The following is an 18,339-nucleotide window of genomic DNA, read 5'->3' on the forward strand; positions in this document are numbered from 1 at the left end:
ATTCCTTTTCAATTGAATTGTGATAGGGTTGTGAGTCTTGACGCTTAGACCATCCCGTGACGATTCGACGGGCTATTGTTGATCCAACCGGCGCTTGATCTCGGTAAGTTTCTGCAATGCTTCCAGCGGGGTCATATTCTCGACATCCAGTTTTCGAATCTCCTCGCGAAGCCGTTCATCTTTCACTTCGAAAAGCGTCATCTGGATATCCGGAGGAGGTGTGCGGCCTTTGATCTGCCTCCCGCTCGAATACACGTTGAGGTCAGACTCCTCGAGATTCTTCAGGATTTTCTTTGCCCTGTCGGTCACTTCCTCGGGAAGCCCGGCCATCTGGGCAACCTGAATACCATACGAGTGGTCAGCAAATCCCGGGACCACTTTGTGGAGAAAGAGAACCTTGTCACCGTACTCCCGCACATCAACTTTGTAGTTCTTGATGCGGGGGAAGATATCCGCGAGTTCGTTCAGCTCGTGATAGTGCGTCGCAAAGAGCGTTTTCGCACCGATCCGGGTGTGCAGGTACTCCGTCAAGGCCCACGCGATGCTGATCCCGTCAAATGTGCTCGTCCCGCGTCCCACCTCGTCAAGCAGGATCAATCCGCGGCTCGTGGACGTGTTGACGATCGTCGCGGCCTCGTGCATTTCCACCAGAAACGTGCTCTCTCCGGACGCAATGTTGTCGCTCGCCCCAACCCTCGTATAGATCCGGTCCACCAGACCAATCTTGGCTTCGGCTGCCGGAACAAAGCTGCCGATTTGTGCGAGAAGTACGATCAGGCCGACCTGCCGGAGGTAACTTGATTTGCCGCTCATGTTTGGACCTGTGATAATCAGGATTTGATCCGATTCGGTGTCCATGAGCGTGTTGTTGGCCGTATAGCGCTCTCCCGGCGGGAGCAGCCGCTCGATCACCGGATGCCGCCCCTCCCTGATCTCCAGCCTGGTTGAATCATCAACTTCCGGACAGACGAAGTTACTCTCGACAGCGACATCCGCAAGAGCGACGAAGCAATCGAATGTCGCAAGGAGCCGGGCGTTGTCCAGAATTGAGGCGGAGTACTCGGCAATCGAAATTCGGATATCACTGAAAATCCGCGTTTCAAGGGCAAGGATCTTTTCTTCGGCGTGAAGGACTTTCTCTTCGTATTCCTTCAGATCTGGCGTGATATACCGCTCGGCATTCGTCAGGGTTTGCTTTCGGATATAGTCCGCCGGTATCTTGTCCTTATGCGTATTCGTGATCTCGATGTAGTATCCGAACACATTGTTGTACCCCACCTTCAACGAAGGGATTCCGGTCCTCTGACGCTCTTTCGCCTGAAGTTTCGCGATCCAATCCTTTCCGCTGAAGGCGATCGTCCGGAGATCATCAAGTTCCTTGCTGTATCCCACCCTGATCACTCCTCCTTCGACGAGAGCAAGAGGCGGATCTTCTTCGATCGCGTCGTGAAGAAGTTTGACCAGAGGATCAAGAGGATTCAATGCGGCGTGCATCTCCGCAAGCGTTGGCGACTTTAACAAGCCCACGTGCTGTTTCACAGAAGGGATGAAAGTCAGCGACCGTTCGAGTTGCTTCAGTTCCCGGGGGTTTGCGCGTCCAGTCGCGATGCGCGCAACCAGCCGCTCAAGATCGCCCACCTGCCCCAGCACATCCCGGAGGTCGCTCCGCACGCTGTCGTTGCCGAACAGTTCTTTCACTGCGTCGAGCCGGCGGCGAATCGATTCCAGTTTCTTCAGCGGACGATTGACCCATGCCTTCAACAGCCGCCCTCCCATCGCAGTCTGAGTCCGATCCAGAACCGCGAACAATGTCCCATCCGATTGTCCGGAAAGCGAAGCCGTAATCTCGAGGTTGCGTTTCGTGGAAGCGTCCAGCACCATATAGTCGCTGGTGTCGAAGGGAGTCACTTTCCTGAGGTGCGGCAGATTCGCCTTCTGCGTTTCCTGGAGGTAGTGCATGACGGCGCCGGCCGCGACCAGACCTGTCTTCAGATGCTCAACACCGAAGCCCTTGAGCGATTGCGTCTTGAAGTGGTTGACCAGGATCTCGTAGCTGTAGTCTCCGTTGTAGACCCAATCCTCCACCTTCGTATACAAGCCCCTGAACTTATCACGGAGAATGCTCTCGAGTGTCTCGAGGTCTCTTTTCTGGACGAGAAGCTCAGAAGGCTGCAAGACATGAATCTGATCGGCGAGGTTCCTGAACGGGAACTCTGTGACACCAAATTCCGCCGTTGAGACGTCGATAAACGCAAATCCGATCATCTCATCCCCCTGAGCCAGCGGAGACGGAAGTGCGACAGCGGCGAGATAGTTGTTCTGTTTCTGCTCCAGGACTTTGTCAGAGAATGAGACACCCGGCGTCACGACCTCAACGACATCCCGCTTCACAAGACCGACCGCAAACCTCGGGTCTTCCATCTGTTCGCAGATCGCAACCCGATGTCCGGCTTTGAGGAGTTTTGGAAGGTACGCGTCGAGAGCGTGGTAGGGAAATCCCGCGAGGGGCACCTCACCCGCCGCGCCGTTCCCGCGCTTGGTGAGTGTTATGCCGAGCACCCTCGCAGCGGTCTTCGCGTCTTCTTCAAAAGTCTCATAGAAGTCCCCCATCCGGAACAGGAGAATCGTGTCGGGGTGTTTCGCTTTGACCTGCTGGTATTGTTTCATTAATGGTGTAGCCATATCCCTCATCGGGCGAGAACCAGGGTTCTCTATCCCTCAAATTCCGTTTCCAGGGAAACTGTTCCGGTCAATCCGTCAATCCGCACGTGAAGGACATTGGGGCGGCAGCAGATTTCGCAGTCTTCCACGTAGTCTTGGGCCGATCCGGCCGTAGGATCCACAAGAGTCTCATTTTCCTCGCCGCACACGGCACAGCGATACGTACCAATTGACCCTTCGTTCGTCATTCTCCTGAAAGATACAGAAACTTCGAGACCGAGACAACCGTCTTCACTGACAATAGGGGCTTAGAACGTGGTTGTAATTACATCAAACTTTCGGTAGGTTCAGCGCACTGAAAGCAGGGAGAAGTTGCACGATGGGATTTTACCCTCAACCGAATCTGTGGCAATGCGGTCCGTTTGCCCTCAAGCACGCTCTTGTTATGCTCGGCATTCTTGCCGACGAGAACAAGATCGCAGAAATTGCGGGGACGCGTTGGTGGTCCGGCACGGACGAGTTTCAACTTGCCAAAGCAGCCCGCAAATTCAACTGCGACCTGAAGTTTACGAGACGGTTCGACCCGGAACAAGCGAGGCTGGAACTCGTTTCGTATCTGCGGCAAGGCATTCCCGTCCTGCTCTGCGTGCAGGAATGGAGCCACTGGGTCACTGCCGTCAAGGAAGAAAAAGGAAAGTTCATCATACTCGACAGCGAGAAGAAATCAGTTCTCAGGATCCTCTCGTGGCGCGAACTGCGGAAAACGTGGATTCTTCACGAGCCGGACGAGCGAGACAAAACCGCGGTCATGACAATTCTCGACTTTCACCCCGTCATCCCGCGCTTTCGCGTCAAGACCAAAGCCCGGTTTTCGGTCGCTCGAGCACATTACCTTCTCAAACCGAGCAACCGCGGATTCTCACGGCTGTGGAACGAATATCTCGCAGATCTTCTGAACCTCTGCCGGCCGCGCACCCCGCAACGTTCGAACTTCATTTCGCTGGGTGAATTCCTCCGTCGCCACGAGGCAATGATCGTCGATCAGGTTGACCTCTGGCACGGCTGGATCGAACGGCCGCAAGCTAAGCGCGTGCTTAACCATCTTCATTTCGTCGCAGACACCTACGGCCTTGTCTTCCCGAGCCAGGATGAGAAGCGAGGCATCGCGGGCATTACCGCTCTCCTGACCCTCTGGGCCGCGAGCGAGTATGGTGTCCAACCCGTCTATCAACATCCGCCCGGGAAGAAACGCCGTTAATCATCCTCCAAAAACGAATCCCGCCTTCTTCAGGCGGGATTCGTGCATCTCTCCGCAGAGCATCCGGCTCTGCTCAACCGTCCATCGATCCTAGTACAGGAACATCGGCTTGCCAAGCAGGTGAGAAACCTTCGGACGGTAGTGTTCCGCATCGTACAATTCAGCGACGTCGACGCGCTTCAGTCCTTGCGTCAGCGTTTCGATCGGGACAGTCGTGTATTTTCCTTCCCGCAATGCCACGAGCCTCCCAAACTCCTTCTTCAACGCCAGATCCGTCGCCAAGTTGGCATAGCTGATCGCGACCATCCGATCCAAAGCATCCGGCTCGCCGCTTCGCATCAGATACGCAACCTGCTGATAGACTGTGTGCGAACCCGTGAGCCTCTTCAGAGCTTGTTCTGTCGCGGCACCAATGCCTCCCAGTTTTCTGTGGCCATACGCATCCGCCTCACCGTACTCCACAACCTGTCCGCCGAGGAAGTGAGCACCTTCAGACATGGTCACGACGGCATAGTTGCTCGGATTGTGAGACTTGTCGTCCATGACGAACCGGGCCAGCTTCTCGACATCAAACGGCACTTCTGAAATGAGCGCGCGATCGACGCCGGCCAGATAGGCGGAGATCAACGCTGTCTCGCCTGAATTGCGCCCGAAGAGCTCCACAACCGCAATACGCTCATGCGAACCGGCGACTGTCCGGAGAGCCGTGATGAAATCCACGCTCCGCGTGACGGCTGTCGAGAACCCGATGCAGTAATCCGTGCCGAAGACGTCATTATCCATCGTCTTGGGAATCGCGATGACGGGCACTCCTTCTTTGTGCATCCGCACACCATAGCTCTGCGTATCATCGCCTCCGATCGTGATAAGAACATCAATACCGAGGTGCTCAATCACTTTCAGAACGTGAGGCGTGAAATCGACCTTGTAGTCCACACCGAGTTTTTCATGCTCTGGCGTCTTGAGAAACGCCGGAATGTCATCCTTTTTCACTTTGCCCGGATTCGTTCGGGAGGTGTGGAGAAACGTTCCGCCCGATCGGTCAATAGTACGAGTGTTGAGCTTGTTGAGAGGAAGGAAGTTGTCTCCTTCGTTGTCCTTTCGGTTGAAATCATAATTGAGCAATCCTCCCCATCCGCGGCGAATGCCGACCACTTCTGCGCCTTTGTCGATGGCGCGATACACGACGGCCTTGATGCAGGGATTTAATCCAGGCACATCACCGCCGCCTGTTAGTATTCCGATTCTCATTGTCTGGGTTCCTCTTGATCGTGTTAGTGAAGTTTGTCGATACCCCAACGACCCATAACCTTCACCGAATCGTAGTCAGTGAGGTCATAGTGTATGGGAGTAACGGATACGTAGTTGTTAAGAATTGCAGACTGGTCGAACTCAAGCCCTGTATCACTCTCCTCCAGAGCGCCTGTCAACCAATAATACTCCTTGTTGGCAGGATCGCGCCGCACATCGAACGTGTCGTTCCAGATGGCCTTCCCCTGCCTGGTCACCACCACGCCCTTGATAAGTTTTTCTGCGAGCGCCGGTACATTCACGTTGAGCAGCGTCCCCTCAGGCATTCCTTTTTTGATGACCAATTGGGACAATTTCCTGGCAAATTTCGCCGCGTACTTGAAGTCGGGGGGCCCGTATGTCGTGAGGGAAACAGCGATCGACGGGATGCCAAGAATCGTACCCTCCGTGGCGGCTGATACCGTGCCAGAGTAGATGATGCTGATGGCCGTGTTCGCGCCGTGATTCACGCCTGAAACTACCAGGTCCGGCCTCTCCTTGAGGAGTGCCTTCACGGCAAGTTTCACGCAATCAGCCGGCGTTCCCTCGACTGCATAGCCAAAGAACACGCCGTTCTTCTTGAACTCCTTGGCCCGCAATGGAAAGTTCATGGTGATTGCATGGCCGACCGCGCTCTGCTGCTTGTCGGGTGCGACCACGATGACGGTACCGATCTTCTTGAGCTCCTGAACGAGAGCAAAAATGCCCGGCGCGTCGATGCCGTCGTCGTTCGAAACCAGTATGTTCAGCTTCTTCTTTGTTTTCTCTTTCACGATGCCTCAAAGTATAGAAAAAAACCCAATCACACAATGCCACCGGAACAGAAACCCTCTACGCCCCCATTCCGAACTTAGTTCCTCTCACATCGCCCAGATATCAGAGAGAGCCGAACTCCTCCGCCTCCTCTGGAACCAACGACTCGAACGTGATTTGCCACATCTCCTCGAACCCCTTCTTCAAGACCGCCACAACATCGTCATACTCCACTCTTCTCTCAAGGGTAGACGCGAGATCGGTGGTTTTTGCGCTCAGTTCGCTTTTCAGGCGCACACGATCGTCATCACAGAGCGATGTGAGAAAGTCGACGATTCTAAGATGGTCCGGACCAAGCAGAATCGAGCCATGCTGCAGGACAACTTCCTCGCCATTCGGGCGGGCAAACCTTCGTTGTGCGCTGCCAACAAGCTTGCGTCCGGCGACATGGATCTCGTAGCGGGCGGCGCTGGCGAAGCAAGCAACAGACGATGATGAACGGTAGAGCGAAGGGAAATGAGGTTGGGATTTTTCCAGTGCGACATCGGCTCCGAGTGAGCGAAGCCCCTTGACGAGCGCTTCACTGATGCGTTGATACACCGACAACACACTCTTCTGGGAAGCGGTCATGACAACGCTGTAGGTCACTTCGTCGGAATGAAGAATGGCTCGTCCGCCGGTGGGACGGCGGACCACATCGATGCCGGCATCGTGGCACTTCGCCAGATCGATCTCTCCGGCTTCCTGATGCCAGCCAAGAGAGATGGCAGGCGGCTTCCACCCGTAGAAACGGACGACACAGGGACCATCGGAGGATACGAGCGACTGCGCAAGCCTTTCGTCGTAATCCATGTTCGATGAGCCGGTCCGAAACCCAGTATTCCGAAACTGCCAGACCATCTAGTGATGCACGTAACCCGAAATGATACCGCGCTTGCTCTTCGAAATGAAGGAAAGGACCGTTTCCACTTCGGGAATCAATTCCACTTCTTCCTTCACACGAGCCACGGCTTGCGAGACATTGAGACTGGATCGGTAAATAAGACGATACGTTTTGTCGAGCATCTCGATCGCCTTTTCGGAAAACCCTCTCCGGCGAAGGCCAACGATATTGAGCCTTTCAAAGATCAGCGGTTCGCTCCCTGCAAGGATGTACGGCGGGACGTCCTTCACGGCACGGAACCCGCCTCCGATCATCGCGTGTTCGCCAACATGACAAAACTGGTGAACCGGGGTCAAGCCGCCGAGGATGACCCAATTGCCGAGGTGGACATGCCCTCCGAGTGCACAGCAATTCGCGAGTATGACGTTGTCACCAACCACGCAATCATGACCGACATGCGCGTAGGCCATGAAGAGGCAATTGTTGCCGATGACTGTCCTGCCTGTTTCAGCTGTTGCGCGGTTCAGCGTCACAAATTCCCGGACGACGCACTTGTCGCCGAGCTCCAGCGTGGTGGGCTCTCCCTTGAACTTGAGATCCTGCGGCAAGCCACCAATAGCGGCCATCGGATGGATTCTGCATTCTTTGCCTATGCGGCTGCCGCTGTGAATGACAGCGTGTGCCCCGATGCTCGTTCCCTCACCGATCGTGACATCATCCTCGATCACCGCATACGGTCCAATCTGCACTCCATCGCCAATCGCGGCTTTCGAGCTCACGACTGCATGAGTATCTATGTGATGAGCCATTATTTTGAAGTCGGGTTCTGACTGGTGGTTGAAAGTTGGTAGGAGTCTGTGTGGTTTCCGGTTTTCGGCTGCACGCCCTCCCTGTCGACAATTGCGGCGGAGAAATCCCCCTCTGCGACAAGATTGCCGTCAACAAACGCCTGACCTCGGATTTGAATGAACTTCGATCTTCTGCTGACCATTTGCACGTCAAGAACAAGTTGGTCGCCTGGAACAACCGGACGCCGGAATTTCACATTGTTGATCGACATGAAGTACACGAGTTTGTTCCCAGGATTCTCAAGCCCGTTCAGCATCAGGATGCCGCCTGCCTGCGCCATCGCTTCCACGATGAGCACGCCAGGCATCACTGGTTGGTCCGGAAAATGTCCCTGGAAATACGGCTCGTTAAGCGTCACATTTTTCACTCCCACGACACGCTCATCGAGCTGGAAATCAATAATCTTGTCGACCAGCAGAAACGGATAGCGATGTGGGAGAATGCGTTGGATGGCATTGACGTCGAACACGACGCCTTCCTTCCTGACATGCATGTACTTCTTGACAAGTTTCTTCTGCTGATAGAGCTTGCGCACCTTTCGCGCAAACTCAACGTTGGCCGCATGCCCCGGTCGCGCCGCAAGGATCTGCGCTTTGAGCGGGACTCCGATCAGGGCAAGATCGCCGATCAAATCGACGAGCTTGTGCCTCGCCGGTTCATTCCTGAAGTGAAGGGTCTTTTCGTTCAGCACGCCTGTCGTCCCGAGGATCAAAGCCTGGTCAATCCCAAGTTTTTGGGCGAGTTTTTTCAGCTCATCATCCGACAGATCCCGGTCCACAATCACAATTGCATTGTCGAGATTGCCGCCGCGAATAAGTCCCTTGTCCCGCAACATTTCAACTTCATGGAGAAAGCAAAATGTCCGGGAAGGCGCAAATTCTGTAATAAACTCCTTTTCGAGATTGAACAGTCCCGTATGCTGGCTCCCCAGGGCGGGATTGTGATAGTCGATCAGCACTGTCACACGAAAATCATCCGTCGGCAGTGCTACAATATCGGCCCCCGTTTCCTCATTCTGGTAGCGGATCGTCTGATCGATGATCAGGTAGTCCTTGGGAGCTTCCTGTTCCTGCACACCCGACTCGAGGATCATGTCGACAAAAGGTTTCGAGCTGCCATCTGCAATCGGTGGCTCGATGTTGTCGAGCTCGATGATGACATTGTCCACCTGAAGACCGACAATCGCCGCGAGCACGTGTTCCACGGTGTGGATCCGGACATCCCCGATCCCGATCACCGTTCCGCGCTCAACCTCGATCACATGATCGACATCCGCCGGAATCTCAGGCGCGCCTCCGACATCGACGCGTTTGAACCGGATTCCGTAGTTCTCGGGAGCCGGCTTGAATGTCATGGTGGTTTGCACGCCAGTGTGCAGACCGACACCGGTCATTGTGACGGGCTTTTTTATTGTGTGCTGCTGAACGAGCATGGTTTATCCAGAAGGAGTTGTTTATGATTTCGCTTTCGCGAGTATGTCCTGCAGCTTCTCAATTGCTTTCTTCACGTCTTCCACGTCTTTTGCCAATTCCGGAAGTGACCGCAGGACCGCTTCGATTTTCAGAGCTCTCTTGTGCTCCTTCGCCGGAGTGCTCCAGTACGTCACACCGGGTTCTGTAGATTTGGAGACACCCGTTTTCGCCATCAGCACTGTCCGGTCTGCAATTTCAATATGCCCGACGATCCCCACCTGGCCCGCGATGATGACGTTCTTCCCCACCTTCGTGCTTCCACTGATTCCGGTTTGTGCGGCGATGACGGTGTCTTCGCCGACAACAACATTGTGGGCGATATGGACCATGTTGTCGAGTTTCACGCCCCTCTTCAGGACAGTCTGGCCGAGCGTCGCCCGGTCTATCGTGCAGTTCGCTCCGACCTCGACATCGTCCTCCAGTACAACAATTCCCAACTGAGGGATCTTTTCATACGTACCATCGGGCTTTGGAGCAAACCCAAACCCATCGCTACCAATCACTGTCCCCGCCTGGATGATGACATTCTTACCGACCCGACAACCGTGATAGAGCGTGACATGAGGATAGATCAGGCAATTCTCTCCGATCGTCACGCCGTTGCCAATGACGCAGCAGGGTGCGATCTTCGTCCCTGAACCGATGGAGGCGTGTTCGCCGATAGATGCGTGAGCTCCAAGCGAAACATTAGTTCCGATTGCCGCAGAGGCCGCAACAGAAGCGGTCGCATGCACCCCCTTCGAGAACGGATCGGGAATCGGCGTAATCAGCTTCAGAACCTGCAGGAATGCAACGTACGGATCCGGGACTTTGATAACGGTGAGACTTTTGGGTACGTCAGCCTGCGTTGTGTCGAACGACGCGGAGACAAGTATTGCGGATGCTTTCGTGCCGGCGACGTGCTTCAGGTATTTCGGATTTGCCAAAAACGTAAGGTCGCCAGGACCGGATTCTTCGATCTTGGCGACCCGGAGAATTTCTGCTCCTTCATCCCCGCTGATTTCACCACGTACTATAGTCGCGATTTCTCGGGTTGTCATGGGGGGCCGGGGGCTATTTCCCTCCGCTCGGAACCACGGTGAGCTTCGCCAGCACTTTCTGCGTCAGGTCATATTTTGGGTTGGCATACATCATCAGGATCTCGCCGCTCTTGTCGAAAACGTAGTCGTACCCCTCTTCGAGCGCGACGTCCTGAATCGCCTTGAAGACTCTGTCCTGGACAGGCTTCATCAGCTCATTCTGCTTCACGAACATGTCGCCGTTCTGGCCGAACTTTTTGTTTCTGTATTCCGCGATCTTCGCATCGATGTCGCGCAGTTCTTTTTCGGCGTCGACGCGGCGTTGCTCCGTCATGATCAGCTTGCGCTTTTCATAGTCGTCGAACTTCTTCTGCCAATCCTGCTGTAATTTGTTCAATTCCCCCTGCCAGTCGACCACAAACTGATCCAGCTGCTTCTGCGCATCCTGCGCGTCGGGCAACTGTTTCATGATTGCATCGGTCGTCACGTAGGCGACTTTGACCTGGCTCATCACCAGTGACGACATGGCACATGCCAGGCAGATCGAGATCCACACCATACGTTTCATCATCACACCGCACCTTTCTGCGCGTTCAAAGAATCTCAAGACTCCCCATGGCACAATGGCCCGAAGATCTTACTTCGTCTTTCCCGCTGCGCCCCTCTTCAGCCGATCGATGACCTTGTACGTAAGATCGACTTTTGCATCGGCATACAACACGTTGGCGCGGTCGAACACGAACGTGAATCCGTCTTCCTTCGCGACTGCTTCGATTGAACGGAGAACTTTTTCGCGGATCGGCGTAAGGCGTTTCTCACGTTCCTGTGCCGCTTCGCCGGTACGAGTATCAAGTTTCGCCGTGGCGAATTCGCGCAGTCTTTGATTCAGCTCACCGAGGCGCTTCTCTTCCGCATCTTTCTTGATCTGAGCCATCACGGATGATTGTTTCTGATATTCCTCGACCTGTTTTGCGAGATCAGCCTGCATGGCTGCCACGGAATCCTGCCACCCTTTGACCAGGGCATTCAATTCTGCGGACGCCTTCTGAGCTTCGGGCAATTCTCCAAGAATTTTTTCGGAATCTACAAACGCAGCCTTCGTTGCCTGTGCTGTCGCAACACTGACGGAAAGAAGGAGCGCTGCAACGAGTGCGATAAAGATGAGAAGGTTCTTCACGGTATCCTCAAAATGAAGTGATCGATTAGAGTGGTTAACAAAATGCTGGAGAATTAGAATCCTTTTCCGAATTGGAAGTGGAAACGCCATCCGGGCGGGGCACCGCTTGGTGCCGGGGCATCAAAACCATAGCCGTAGTCAAAACCAACCATCCCAATCGGGTTGATGAGAAGGCGCACACCGACACCGGCTGACCGGCGAAGGTCCATCGGGTCGGTTACCTTTGGCTCCTTCCAGACATTTCCAGCTTCTGCAAACATGAGAGCGTAGATTGGGATCGGGTTGATCGACAGCGCGAATCTCAGCTCCGCCGAGTGCTTGAGCATCGACAATCCTCCGCTCGCCGGTCCCACTCCGCGGTCTTCGTAACCGCGCAACGGAGTAGTGTTGAAGTACCCGAGGCCGGTCCCCCCCATGAAAAAGACGTCCGTGGGTTGAATCCGGGGATTGTCGCCAATACCAAAGACAAAGCCAAGTGTGCTCGAAACCGCAAGGGCGATGCGATTCCCCCCCAGGATCGGGATATACCAGTCCGCGTTGAAGATGTGCTTTGAGAAATTCACATTGCCGGGTAGAAACCCGCCGGAAAGTTCTGTGAGCAGAGAGAAACTTGAGCCCCGCGTCGGGAAGATTGGACTGTCCGTACTGTTGCGGGAAATTACCTGCGAAATGCCAACTTGCGTGGTGATTCCTTCCAGGTAATACGAGCCGCCGGAGATCACATCGTTTCTCTGGAACTTCAGCGTCCAGTCACCACGGAAGAGATAGTCGGGCCATTTGAACCGGCGACCCACGCGAACCGACGCTCCGGTCAACCTCAGATCATAGTAGAAAACCTGCCGTTGATCGAAAAGATTGACACCGAGCAGAGTCGGTGTATCGAACATCCACGGCTCTGTAAACCCTATGGAAAACGTTCTGTACCGGCTCCCCTCACCAAACTGCCAATCGAAACTCAGTTGCTGCCCTGCGCCACCGCGCAGCGGCTCCTTCAGGGAGAAATTGTTGAACGTGAGTCCAAGAGCGCCATTGAACCCGAAGTAACCGCTGTAGCCGACCGACATGTTGAACGTGTCGCTCGACTTCTCCTCGACGGCGTACTCGAGATCGACAGTCCCTTTCTCGGTATCGAGGTTGCGCGTGTCGGGCTTGATTTTCTCGGGATTGAAGTAGTTCAGCTGAGAGAGCTGCCGCGCGCTTCTGATCACTCCCTGGCGGCTGAAGAAATCTCCGGGAAGCGTGAAGAGTTCCCGGCGGACGACCTTCTCATACGTTTTCGTGTTGCCCGTGATGCTTACCCTGCCGATCCGGAATTGATTCCGTTCCCGCATATGGATCGTCACGTCGAGGCTGTCTCCCGACACCGGGGTTTCCTCGGGTTCGGCCTGGAACATCAGATACCCATTGTCCATATAGAGCGAAGACACGTCTGTTTCTTCCTCGCTCCTGTACAGGTTCTTCTCGAACTTCTCCTTGTCGTAGATGTCTCCCCTCAGGAACCCCAACCGCTGCGTAAGAACTTCAGCCGGATAGACGGTGTTTCCGTCCCAAATAATATTCCTGACACGGTACTGGGGACCCTCATGTAGGAACAAGTCGATCGTCATGTATTGCTTGTTGGTGTCGTACGAGATGGAATCTGCCAGGATTTCGGCGTCACGGTAGCCGTTCTTCTGATAGAAATTCAGGATGAGGCGCTTGTCCTCAACGTATTTCTTCTTGTCGAACTTGTTGCTTGCCCAGAATTTCCACCAGGCTCTCTCCGCCGTTTCCTTCATGGCTCCTTTGAGGTCCTCATCATCGTAGCGCTTGTTCCCATGAAAGCGGATCCGGTCGATCTTGACTTTTGGACCTTCGACGATAGTGAGCCGAAGTGTGACACGGTTGCCGGTCGAATCTTTGATCAGTGCAGGCTTGATCTCCGCATTCAGATAGCCATCTTCGGAGTATTTCAACCGCAGCATTCGCACGATCAGAGACAGATCCTGCGCCGTGACAATTTGCCCTTTGACGAGGTTCACGCGCTTCATCACTTCGTCTTCGTTGAGCTCATCATTGCCGACGATTTCGGTTTTCTCGAGCCGGGGATTTTCCTTTACGCGGATAAGAAGATAGATGCCTTCAGGCGTGCGATTCTCGACCAGGATCTGAACATCGTCAAAAAGGCGGAGCCCGTACAGCCGTTCGATCGCGGTCCGGGTTTGCTCACCCGGAAGGGTGATTTCATCTCCTACTTTCAGACCCGTATTAGCGATGATCGCGGCAGGGTCGGATGAACGCTGGCCTTCGACAGAAATGCCGAGCACCTTCAGAACTTCCGGACGCTTCTGCGCATGCAAGGACGCGCACCATAGCAATGCCATGGAGGCGAATAGAACTAGTTTAAGGCTTCGAAGCACTTTTCAGGAACCTTTCCATCCCACGCGGCGTGGCTACGCTGCTGGATTCGTCTTTTTGAAGCTGCTCACTCACCATCCCAAACCGTCGTTCACGGCGTTGATAATCAGCCACTGCTTCATACAACTGCTTCCGCCGAAACCCCGGCCAATACTCCTGAGAAATAAAGAGCTCACTATAGGCAATCTGCCATATCAGAAAGTTACTGATCCGGTACTCACCGCTGGTGCGAACCAGCAGATCCGGGTCGGGAAAGTCTTTGGTCGAAAGGTAGCTTGTAATAAGTTCCTGGGTGATCTGATCCTTCTTGAGGTGGCCCGACCGGACATCATCGACCATCCGCTGCACAGCGTTCGTGATATCCCACCTTCCGCTGTAGCTGAGCGCCAGGATAAGTGTCAGCCCCTTGTTCTCTTTCATTTTCTCGATGCCGTCGAGCAGCTCATCCTGAACATCCTGCGGCAGGGATGCGATGTCTCCGATCGCCTTCAGTTTCACCTCGTTCTTGTGCAGGCGGTCTTTTTCGTCTTTCAGGGCTTTCAGGAGCAGCCGCATAAGGAAGGAAATCTCTTCTTTCGGCCTTTTCCAGTTTTCCGTTGAAAAAGCATAAAGGGTAAGATACCTAACCCCAAGCTGACCGCACGCTTCCACGATATCCCTGACAGAATTCACCCCTTCATGATGGCCGGCAATTCGCGGAAAGCCCTGTTTCTTGGCCCAACGACCATTTCCGTCCATTATGATTGCGATGTGCCGGGGAATGTCCCCGGACCCGCGGAGCTGATCCTGCAGCTTTTTATCGTTTCCTGTTGCCTTTTCGAGCGCCAACCAGTCCTCTTTATCAAACCTTATTATGACGTAACGAAAAATTTAAGCTTTTTCGCTTGTAAAGTCAAAGAAAAGTTTGCCCCATCTCCCAAAGAATTGCAGATATGACTTAAAGAAGAATCGAAGTGTTTGGCTCAAATTGGCTGCCTTGACTGCACTTTCAAAAATGGTTATATTTACCAAGGAAACTCATTGAGAGTCTTTTGCGTTGTTAGACGTATGAAGTGGCATAACCGATCAACCCATTTGAGGTGAGAGTTTCGATGGAAGGTAATTTCTCCAACCGTGTACAGGATGTAATCCGGCTGAGCCGTGAGGAAGCGCTGCGTTTAGGTCACGATTACATCGGGACGGAGCATTTGCTTCTCGGCATCATCAGGGAAGGCGAAGGGATCGCTGTCAAGATACTGCGAAATCTCGGTGTGGATCTCTATAAACTGAAGAAGGCAATCGAAGATACCGTACGGACATCGGGCGGGACGTTGACAATTGGCAACATTCCACTGACAAAGCAGGCCGAAAAGGTCCTGAAGATTACGTATCTGGAAGCGAAACTCTATAAGTCGGATGTCATCGGTACAGAGCACCTCTTGCTTTCTCTGCTGAGGGACGATGATAACATAGCGGCGCAGATCCTTCACCAGTTCAATGTCCATTACGACGTCGTCCGAAACGAGCTCGACAACATCATCTCGGGCAAGCCTTCATCACCCCCTACCCCGCATGCAGCTGAGAAGAAGCAGGATAAGTCAAAGACCCCTGTTCTCGACAATTTTGGCCGCGATCTGACGAAGCTCGCGATTGAGGACAAGCTGGATCCCATAGTAGGGCGGGAAAAGGAAATTGAGCGGGTGGCACAGGTCCTGAGCCGCCGCAAGAAGAACAATCCGGTTCTCATAGGGGAACCAGGTGTGGGAAAGTCGGCGATAGCCGAAGGGCTCGCCCTCCGCATTACACAGAAGAAGGTCTCCAGAGTCCTGCACGACAAGCGAGTCGTGACGCTCGACCTCGCTGCGCTCGTTGCCGGTACCAAGTATCGGGGACAGTTCGAGGAGCGGATGAAGGCAGTGATGAACGAGTTGGAGAAAGCTAAGGACGTTATTCTCTTCATCGATGAACTCCATACGATTGTCGGTGCCGGGGGAGCCAGCGGCTCGCTGGATGCCTCCAACATGTTCAAACCTGCCCTCGCACGCGGCGAACTCCAGTGCATCGGAGCAACGACGCTGGATGAATACCGGCAGTACATCGAAAAAGACGGTGCGCTTGACCGCCGGTTCCAGAAGATCATGGTCGACCCGACAAGTGTCGATGAAACCATACAGATCCTGATGAATATCAAGCAGAAATATGAGCAGCACCACGGGGTCCGCTATTCTGATCAAGCGATCGACGCCGCAGTTCGCCTGAGCGACCGTTATATTACGGACCGCTACCTGCCGGATAAGGCGATCGACGTCATGGATGAAGCCGGATCACGGGTCCACCTTGCCAATATCGTGGTCCCGAAAGAGATCCTGCAGCTCGAGGAAGAGATTGAAAAGATCAAGCTTGCAAAGAACCAGGTGGTGAAGAATCAGAACTTCGAAGAAGCTGCACGCCTTCGTGATCTGGAGAAGAAGTTGTTCAGCGACCTTGAGATCGCGAAGCGGGAGTGGGAACTCAAGGCACAGGATGTTGTGTACGATGTGAGCGATGAAACCTGCGCCGAAGTCGTATCGATGATGACGAGCATCCCGGTCAACCGGGTGGCGCAAAGCGAATCAGAAAAGCTGCTCAAGATGGAAGATGCGCTCCGTGGTGTCATCGTTGGCCAGGACGAAGCGATCACGAAATTGACGAAGGCAATCCGCCGCACGCGCGCCGGCCTCAAAGATCCAAAGCGTCCCATCGGATCGTTCATCTTCCTGGGTCCAACCGGCGTCGGGAAAACCGAGATGGCCAAGGCTCTCGCACGCTACCTCTTTGATTCAGAAGAGTCGCTGATCCGTATCGATATGAGCGAATACATGGAAAAGTTCTCCGTGTCTCGCCTGGTCGGAGCGCCTCCGGGATATGTCGGGTACGAAGAAGGCGGCCAGTTGACGGAAAAAGTCCGCCGGAAACCCTATTCCGTGGTGCTGCTGGATGAGATCGAGAAGGCACATCCGGATGTCTTCAACATTCTGCTTCAGGTTCTCGACGATGGCATTCTCACCGACAGCCTGGGTCGCAGGGTCGATTTCAAGAACACCATTCTCATCATGACTTCAAACATCGGGACGCGGGATATCAAATCGACCGGCGCTATGGGCTTCGGGACAAAAACCGAGGCGGACAAATACAGCGCCATGAAGGGGCACATCGAGGATGCACTGAAGCGGGTGTTCAACCCCGAGTTCCTGAACAGGGTCGATGACACAATCGTATTCCACAGCCTCGAGCGTCAGCATATTCTCAAAATCATCGATATCGCCTCGCAGGATCTCATCAAACGCATGGCAGGCATGGGAATCGGCATTGAGCTGACGAAACAAGCGAAGGAGTTTCTTTCTGATAAGGGATTCGATCCTGCTTTCGGTGCTCGTCCGCTGCGGAGGGCAATTCAGAAGTATGTGGAAGATCCGCTCGCTGAAGAGATCCTGAAAGGATCATTCGCCAACGGCAGTACGATCAAGGTCAGGTTCAACAAGAAGAGTGAAGAGCTGAGGTTCATGGATTCGAGCAAGGACAAAGGGGGCGATGAGCTGAAGGAGCAGGACGAAGAGGTTGCAGACGCCTCCTAACCGATGCTGACGATGCAAACTCATGAAATCCCTCGGTCTTCCGGGGGATTTTTTTTGAGGTCGGGAGAATGATCAAGTCAAAAACACGTATACATGGGCACGGCGTTTTCCTTCTCGTCTACAAGCCGTATGGAGTTCTTTGCCAGTTCACCGATGAATCCGGGCGCAGGACTCTCAGCGATCTGGGCCCTTTTCCGAAAGACATGTACCCGGTGGGACGATTGGATACCGACAGCGAAGGTCTCCTCTTGCTCACGAATGACGGCCTCACGAAACACCTTCTCCTCGAACCACGATTCGGACATAGCCGGACATATCTCGTTCAAGTGGAGCGCCTTCCGTCTGAGGACGCATTGAGAACTTTGAGATCGGGAGTTGTCATTGAGGGGCGAATAACGAAACCGGCTGTCGTTGAACTTCTTGCCGATGATCCCGGCCTGCCCGAGCGGGAAGTGCCGATTCGAGACAGAAAGAACATTCCCACTGCATGGCTCACGATCTCGCTCACCGAAGGGCGTAACCGCCAGGTCCGCAAGATGACCGCGGCGGTTGGCCACCCAACTCTCCGGCTTGTCAGAACCAGGATCGGCCCATTGACTCTCTCGGGACTTCAACCGGGCGAACACAGACTCCTTACCGCAACAGAAGTGTCATCATTGCTCTCGTTCGCGCGGCAATCTCCGACTTCGTAGCCGATTCAGCAACTCTCCCCCAAACACATTCAGCTTGCCAATTGGACTTGACCATGATTCTCTTGCGGGACGAAACTGTCACCAGGGTTCGTTGACGTATTGGGGTTGAGGCGAGAAAAATAAAAAACCCCGACGCGCACCGTGAGCGTCGGGGTCAGGGAGGTTGTTATGAACCCGCCCAAGGTAGGAACGAAGAGCGGGTTCGTATTTCTTAACACAAGAGTGCCGAATATTGTTCCGCAAAAAAGAAAAAAATATTCACCGGTAACCTCTTGTATGTCATAAGCTTACGCAT

The 18,339-nt window shown here is 54.0% G+C and carries 14 protein-coding genes; 3 read left to right on the top strand and 11 right to left on the bottom strand.

Translation table 11 applies throughout. From position 1 onward, the window contains the following. Nucleotides 1–72: 72 nt before the first annotated feature. On the bottom strand, nucleotides 73–2,682 hold the full coding sequence (gene mutS / locus NTU47_08365; GenBank protein MCX6133811.1) for a DNA mismatch repair protein MutS: 2,610 nt from the start codon (nucleotides 2,680–2,682) through the stop codon (nucleotides 73–75). 358 nt (nucleotides 2,683–3,040) lie between these two features. Here mutS and NTU47_08370 point away from each other — a divergent pair, with 358 nt between their 5' ends. Then, a complete protein-coding gene (locus tag NTU47_08370) occupies nucleotides 3,041–3,919 on the top strand; it encodes a hypothetical protein (protein ID MCX6133812.1) in 879 nt (292 codons plus the stop codon). 90 nt (nucleotides 3,920–4,009) lie between these two features. On the opposite strand, the gene NTU47_08375 is transcribed toward NTU47_08370, so the two are convergent. The 10 genes from NTU47_08375 to NTU47_08420 form a co-directional block, all read right to left on the bottom strand. Further along, nucleotides 4,010–5,170, bottom strand: a complete 1,161-nt coding sequence (locus tag NTU47_08375; GenBank protein MCX6133813.1) for a 6-phosphofructokinase — start codon at nucleotides 5,168–5,170, stop codon at nucleotides 4,010–4,012. A gap of 23 nt (nucleotides 5,171–5,193) precedes the next feature. Further along, nucleotides 5,194–5,982, bottom strand: coding sequence for a 5'/3'-nucleotidase SurE (surE, locus tag NTU47_08380; GenBank protein ID MCX6133814.1), 789 nt, complete (start codon nucleotides 5,980–5,982; stop codon nucleotides 5,194–5,196). A 103-nt stretch (nucleotides 5,983–6,085) separates the two neighbouring features. Next, nucleotides 6,086–6,814 (bottom strand): lipoate--protein ligase family protein, encoded by a 729-nt coding sequence (locus tag NTU47_08385; GenBank protein ID MCX6133815.1) that lies wholly within the window; start codon nucleotides 6,812–6,814, stop codon nucleotides 6,086–6,088. Between the two features lie 48 nt (nucleotides 6,815–6,862). Next, nucleotides 6,863–7,654, bottom strand: coding sequence for an acyl-ACP--UDP-N-acetylglucosamine O-acyltransferase (lpxA, locus tag NTU47_08390; GenBank protein ID MCX6133816.1), 792 nt, complete (start codon nucleotides 7,652–7,654; stop codon nucleotides 6,863–6,865). Next, complete coding sequence (locus NTU47_08395) at nucleotides 7,654–9,126, bottom strand: bifunctional UDP-3-O-[3-hydroxymyristoyl] N-acetylglucosamine deacetylase/3-hydroxyacyl-ACP dehydratase (GenBank protein ID MCX6133817.1); 1,473 nt, start codon at nucleotides 9,124–9,126, stop codon at nucleotides 7,654–7,656. Before NTU47_08395 ends, lpxA begins: the two co-directional genes overlap by 1 nt. Nucleotides 9,127–9,147: 21 nt before the next feature. Beyond that, nucleotides 9,148–10,206 (bottom strand): UDP-3-O-(3-hydroxymyristoyl)glucosamine N-acyltransferase, encoded by a 1,059-nt coding sequence (lpxD, locus tag NTU47_08400; GenBank protein ID MCX6133818.1) that lies wholly within the window; start codon nucleotides 10,204–10,206, stop codon nucleotides 9,148–9,150. Between the two features lie 13 nt (nucleotides 10,207–10,219). Beyond that, nucleotides 10,220–10,756, bottom strand: coding sequence for an OmpH family outer membrane protein (locus tag NTU47_08405; GenBank protein ID MCX6133819.1), 537 nt, complete (start codon nucleotides 10,754–10,756; stop codon nucleotides 10,220–10,222). Between the two features lie 66 nt (nucleotides 10,757–10,822). After that, complete coding sequence (locus NTU47_08410) at nucleotides 10,823–11,362, bottom strand: OmpH family outer membrane protein (protein ID MCX6133820.1); 540 nt, start codon at nucleotides 11,360–11,362, stop codon at nucleotides 10,823–10,825. 53 nt (nucleotides 11,363–11,415) lie between these two features. After that, a complete protein-coding gene (gene bamA, locus NTU47_08415; GenBank protein MCX6133821.1) occupies nucleotides 11,416–13,761 on the bottom strand; it encodes an outer membrane protein assembly factor BamA in 2,346 nt (781 codons plus the stop codon). Continuing rightward, nucleotides 13,745–14,587 carry an isoprenyl transferase gene (locus NTU47_08420; GenBank protein ID MCX6133822.1) on the bottom strand — a complete coding sequence of 281 codons (843 nt, stop codon included), beginning with the start codon at nucleotides 14,585–14,587 and terminating at the stop codon, nucleotides 13,745–13,747. The genes bamA and NTU47_08420 overlap by 17 nt, the downstream gene beginning before the upstream one ends. Nucleotides 14,588–14,850: 263 nt before the next feature. On the opposite strand from NTU47_08420, the gene NTU47_08425 reads away from it, so the two are divergent. After that, nucleotides 14,851–17,352: an ATP-dependent Clp protease ATP-binding subunit gene (locus NTU47_08425; GenBank protein MCX6133823.1), complete on the top strand. Its 2,502-nt coding sequence runs from the start codon at nucleotides 14,851–14,853 to the stop codon at nucleotides 17,350–17,352. Between the two features lie 68 nt (nucleotides 17,353–17,420). Beyond that, the gene (locus tag NTU47_08430) at nucleotides 17,421–18,044 is read left to right on the top strand and encodes a pseudouridine synthase (GenBank protein ID MCX6133824.1); all 624 of its coding nucleotides are present in this window, start codon (nucleotides 17,421–17,423) and stop codon (nucleotides 18,042–18,044) included. Nucleotides 18,045–18,339: the final 295 nt, after the last annotated feature.

This window comes from Ignavibacteriales bacterium, assembly GCA_026390595.1.
GTDB lineage: Bacteria > Bacteroidota > Ignavibacteria > UBA10030 > UBA10030 > UBA9647.

Excerpts from the sequence above, each read along its gene's own strand:
- lpxA (MCX6133816.1), bottom strand. The coding sequence starts at position 7,654 with ATGGCTCATCACATAGATACTCATGCAGTCGTGAGCTCGAAAGCCGCG.
- NTU47_08405 (MCX6133819.1), bottom strand. The coding sequence starts at position 10,756 with ATGATGAAACGTATGGTGTGGATCTCGATCTGCCTGGCATGTGCCATG.
- NTU47_08385 (MCX6133815.1), bottom strand. The coding sequence starts at position 6,814 with ATGGATTACGACGAAAGGCTTGCGCAGTCGCTCGTATCCTCCGATGGT.
- NTU47_08430 (MCX6133824.1), top strand. The coding sequence starts at position 17,421 with ATGATCAAGTCAAAAACACGTATACATGGGCACGGCGTTTTCCTTCTC.
- mutS (MCX6133811.1), bottom strand. The coding sequence starts at position 2,682 with ATGGCTACACCATTAATGAAACAATACCAGCAGGTCAAAGCGAAACAC.
- NTU47_08395 (MCX6133817.1), bottom strand. The coding sequence starts at position 9,126 with ATGCTCGTTCAGCAGCACACAATAAAAAAGCCCGTCACAATGACCGGT.
- lpxD (MCX6133818.1), bottom strand. The coding sequence starts at position 10,206 with ATGACAACCCGAGAAATCGCGACTATAGTACGTGGTGAAATCAGCGGG.
- NTU47_08370 (MCX6133812.1), top strand. The coding sequence starts at position 3,041 with ATGGGATTTTACCCTCAACCGAATCTGTGGCAATGCGGTCCGTTTGCC.
- NTU47_08375 (MCX6133813.1), bottom strand. The coding sequence starts at position 5,170 with ATGAGAATCGGAATACTAACAGGCGGCGGTGATGTGCCTGGATTAAAT.
- NTU47_08425 (MCX6133823.1), top strand. The coding sequence starts at position 14,851 with ATGGAAGGTAATTTCTCCAACCGTGTACAGGATGTAATCCGGCTGAGC.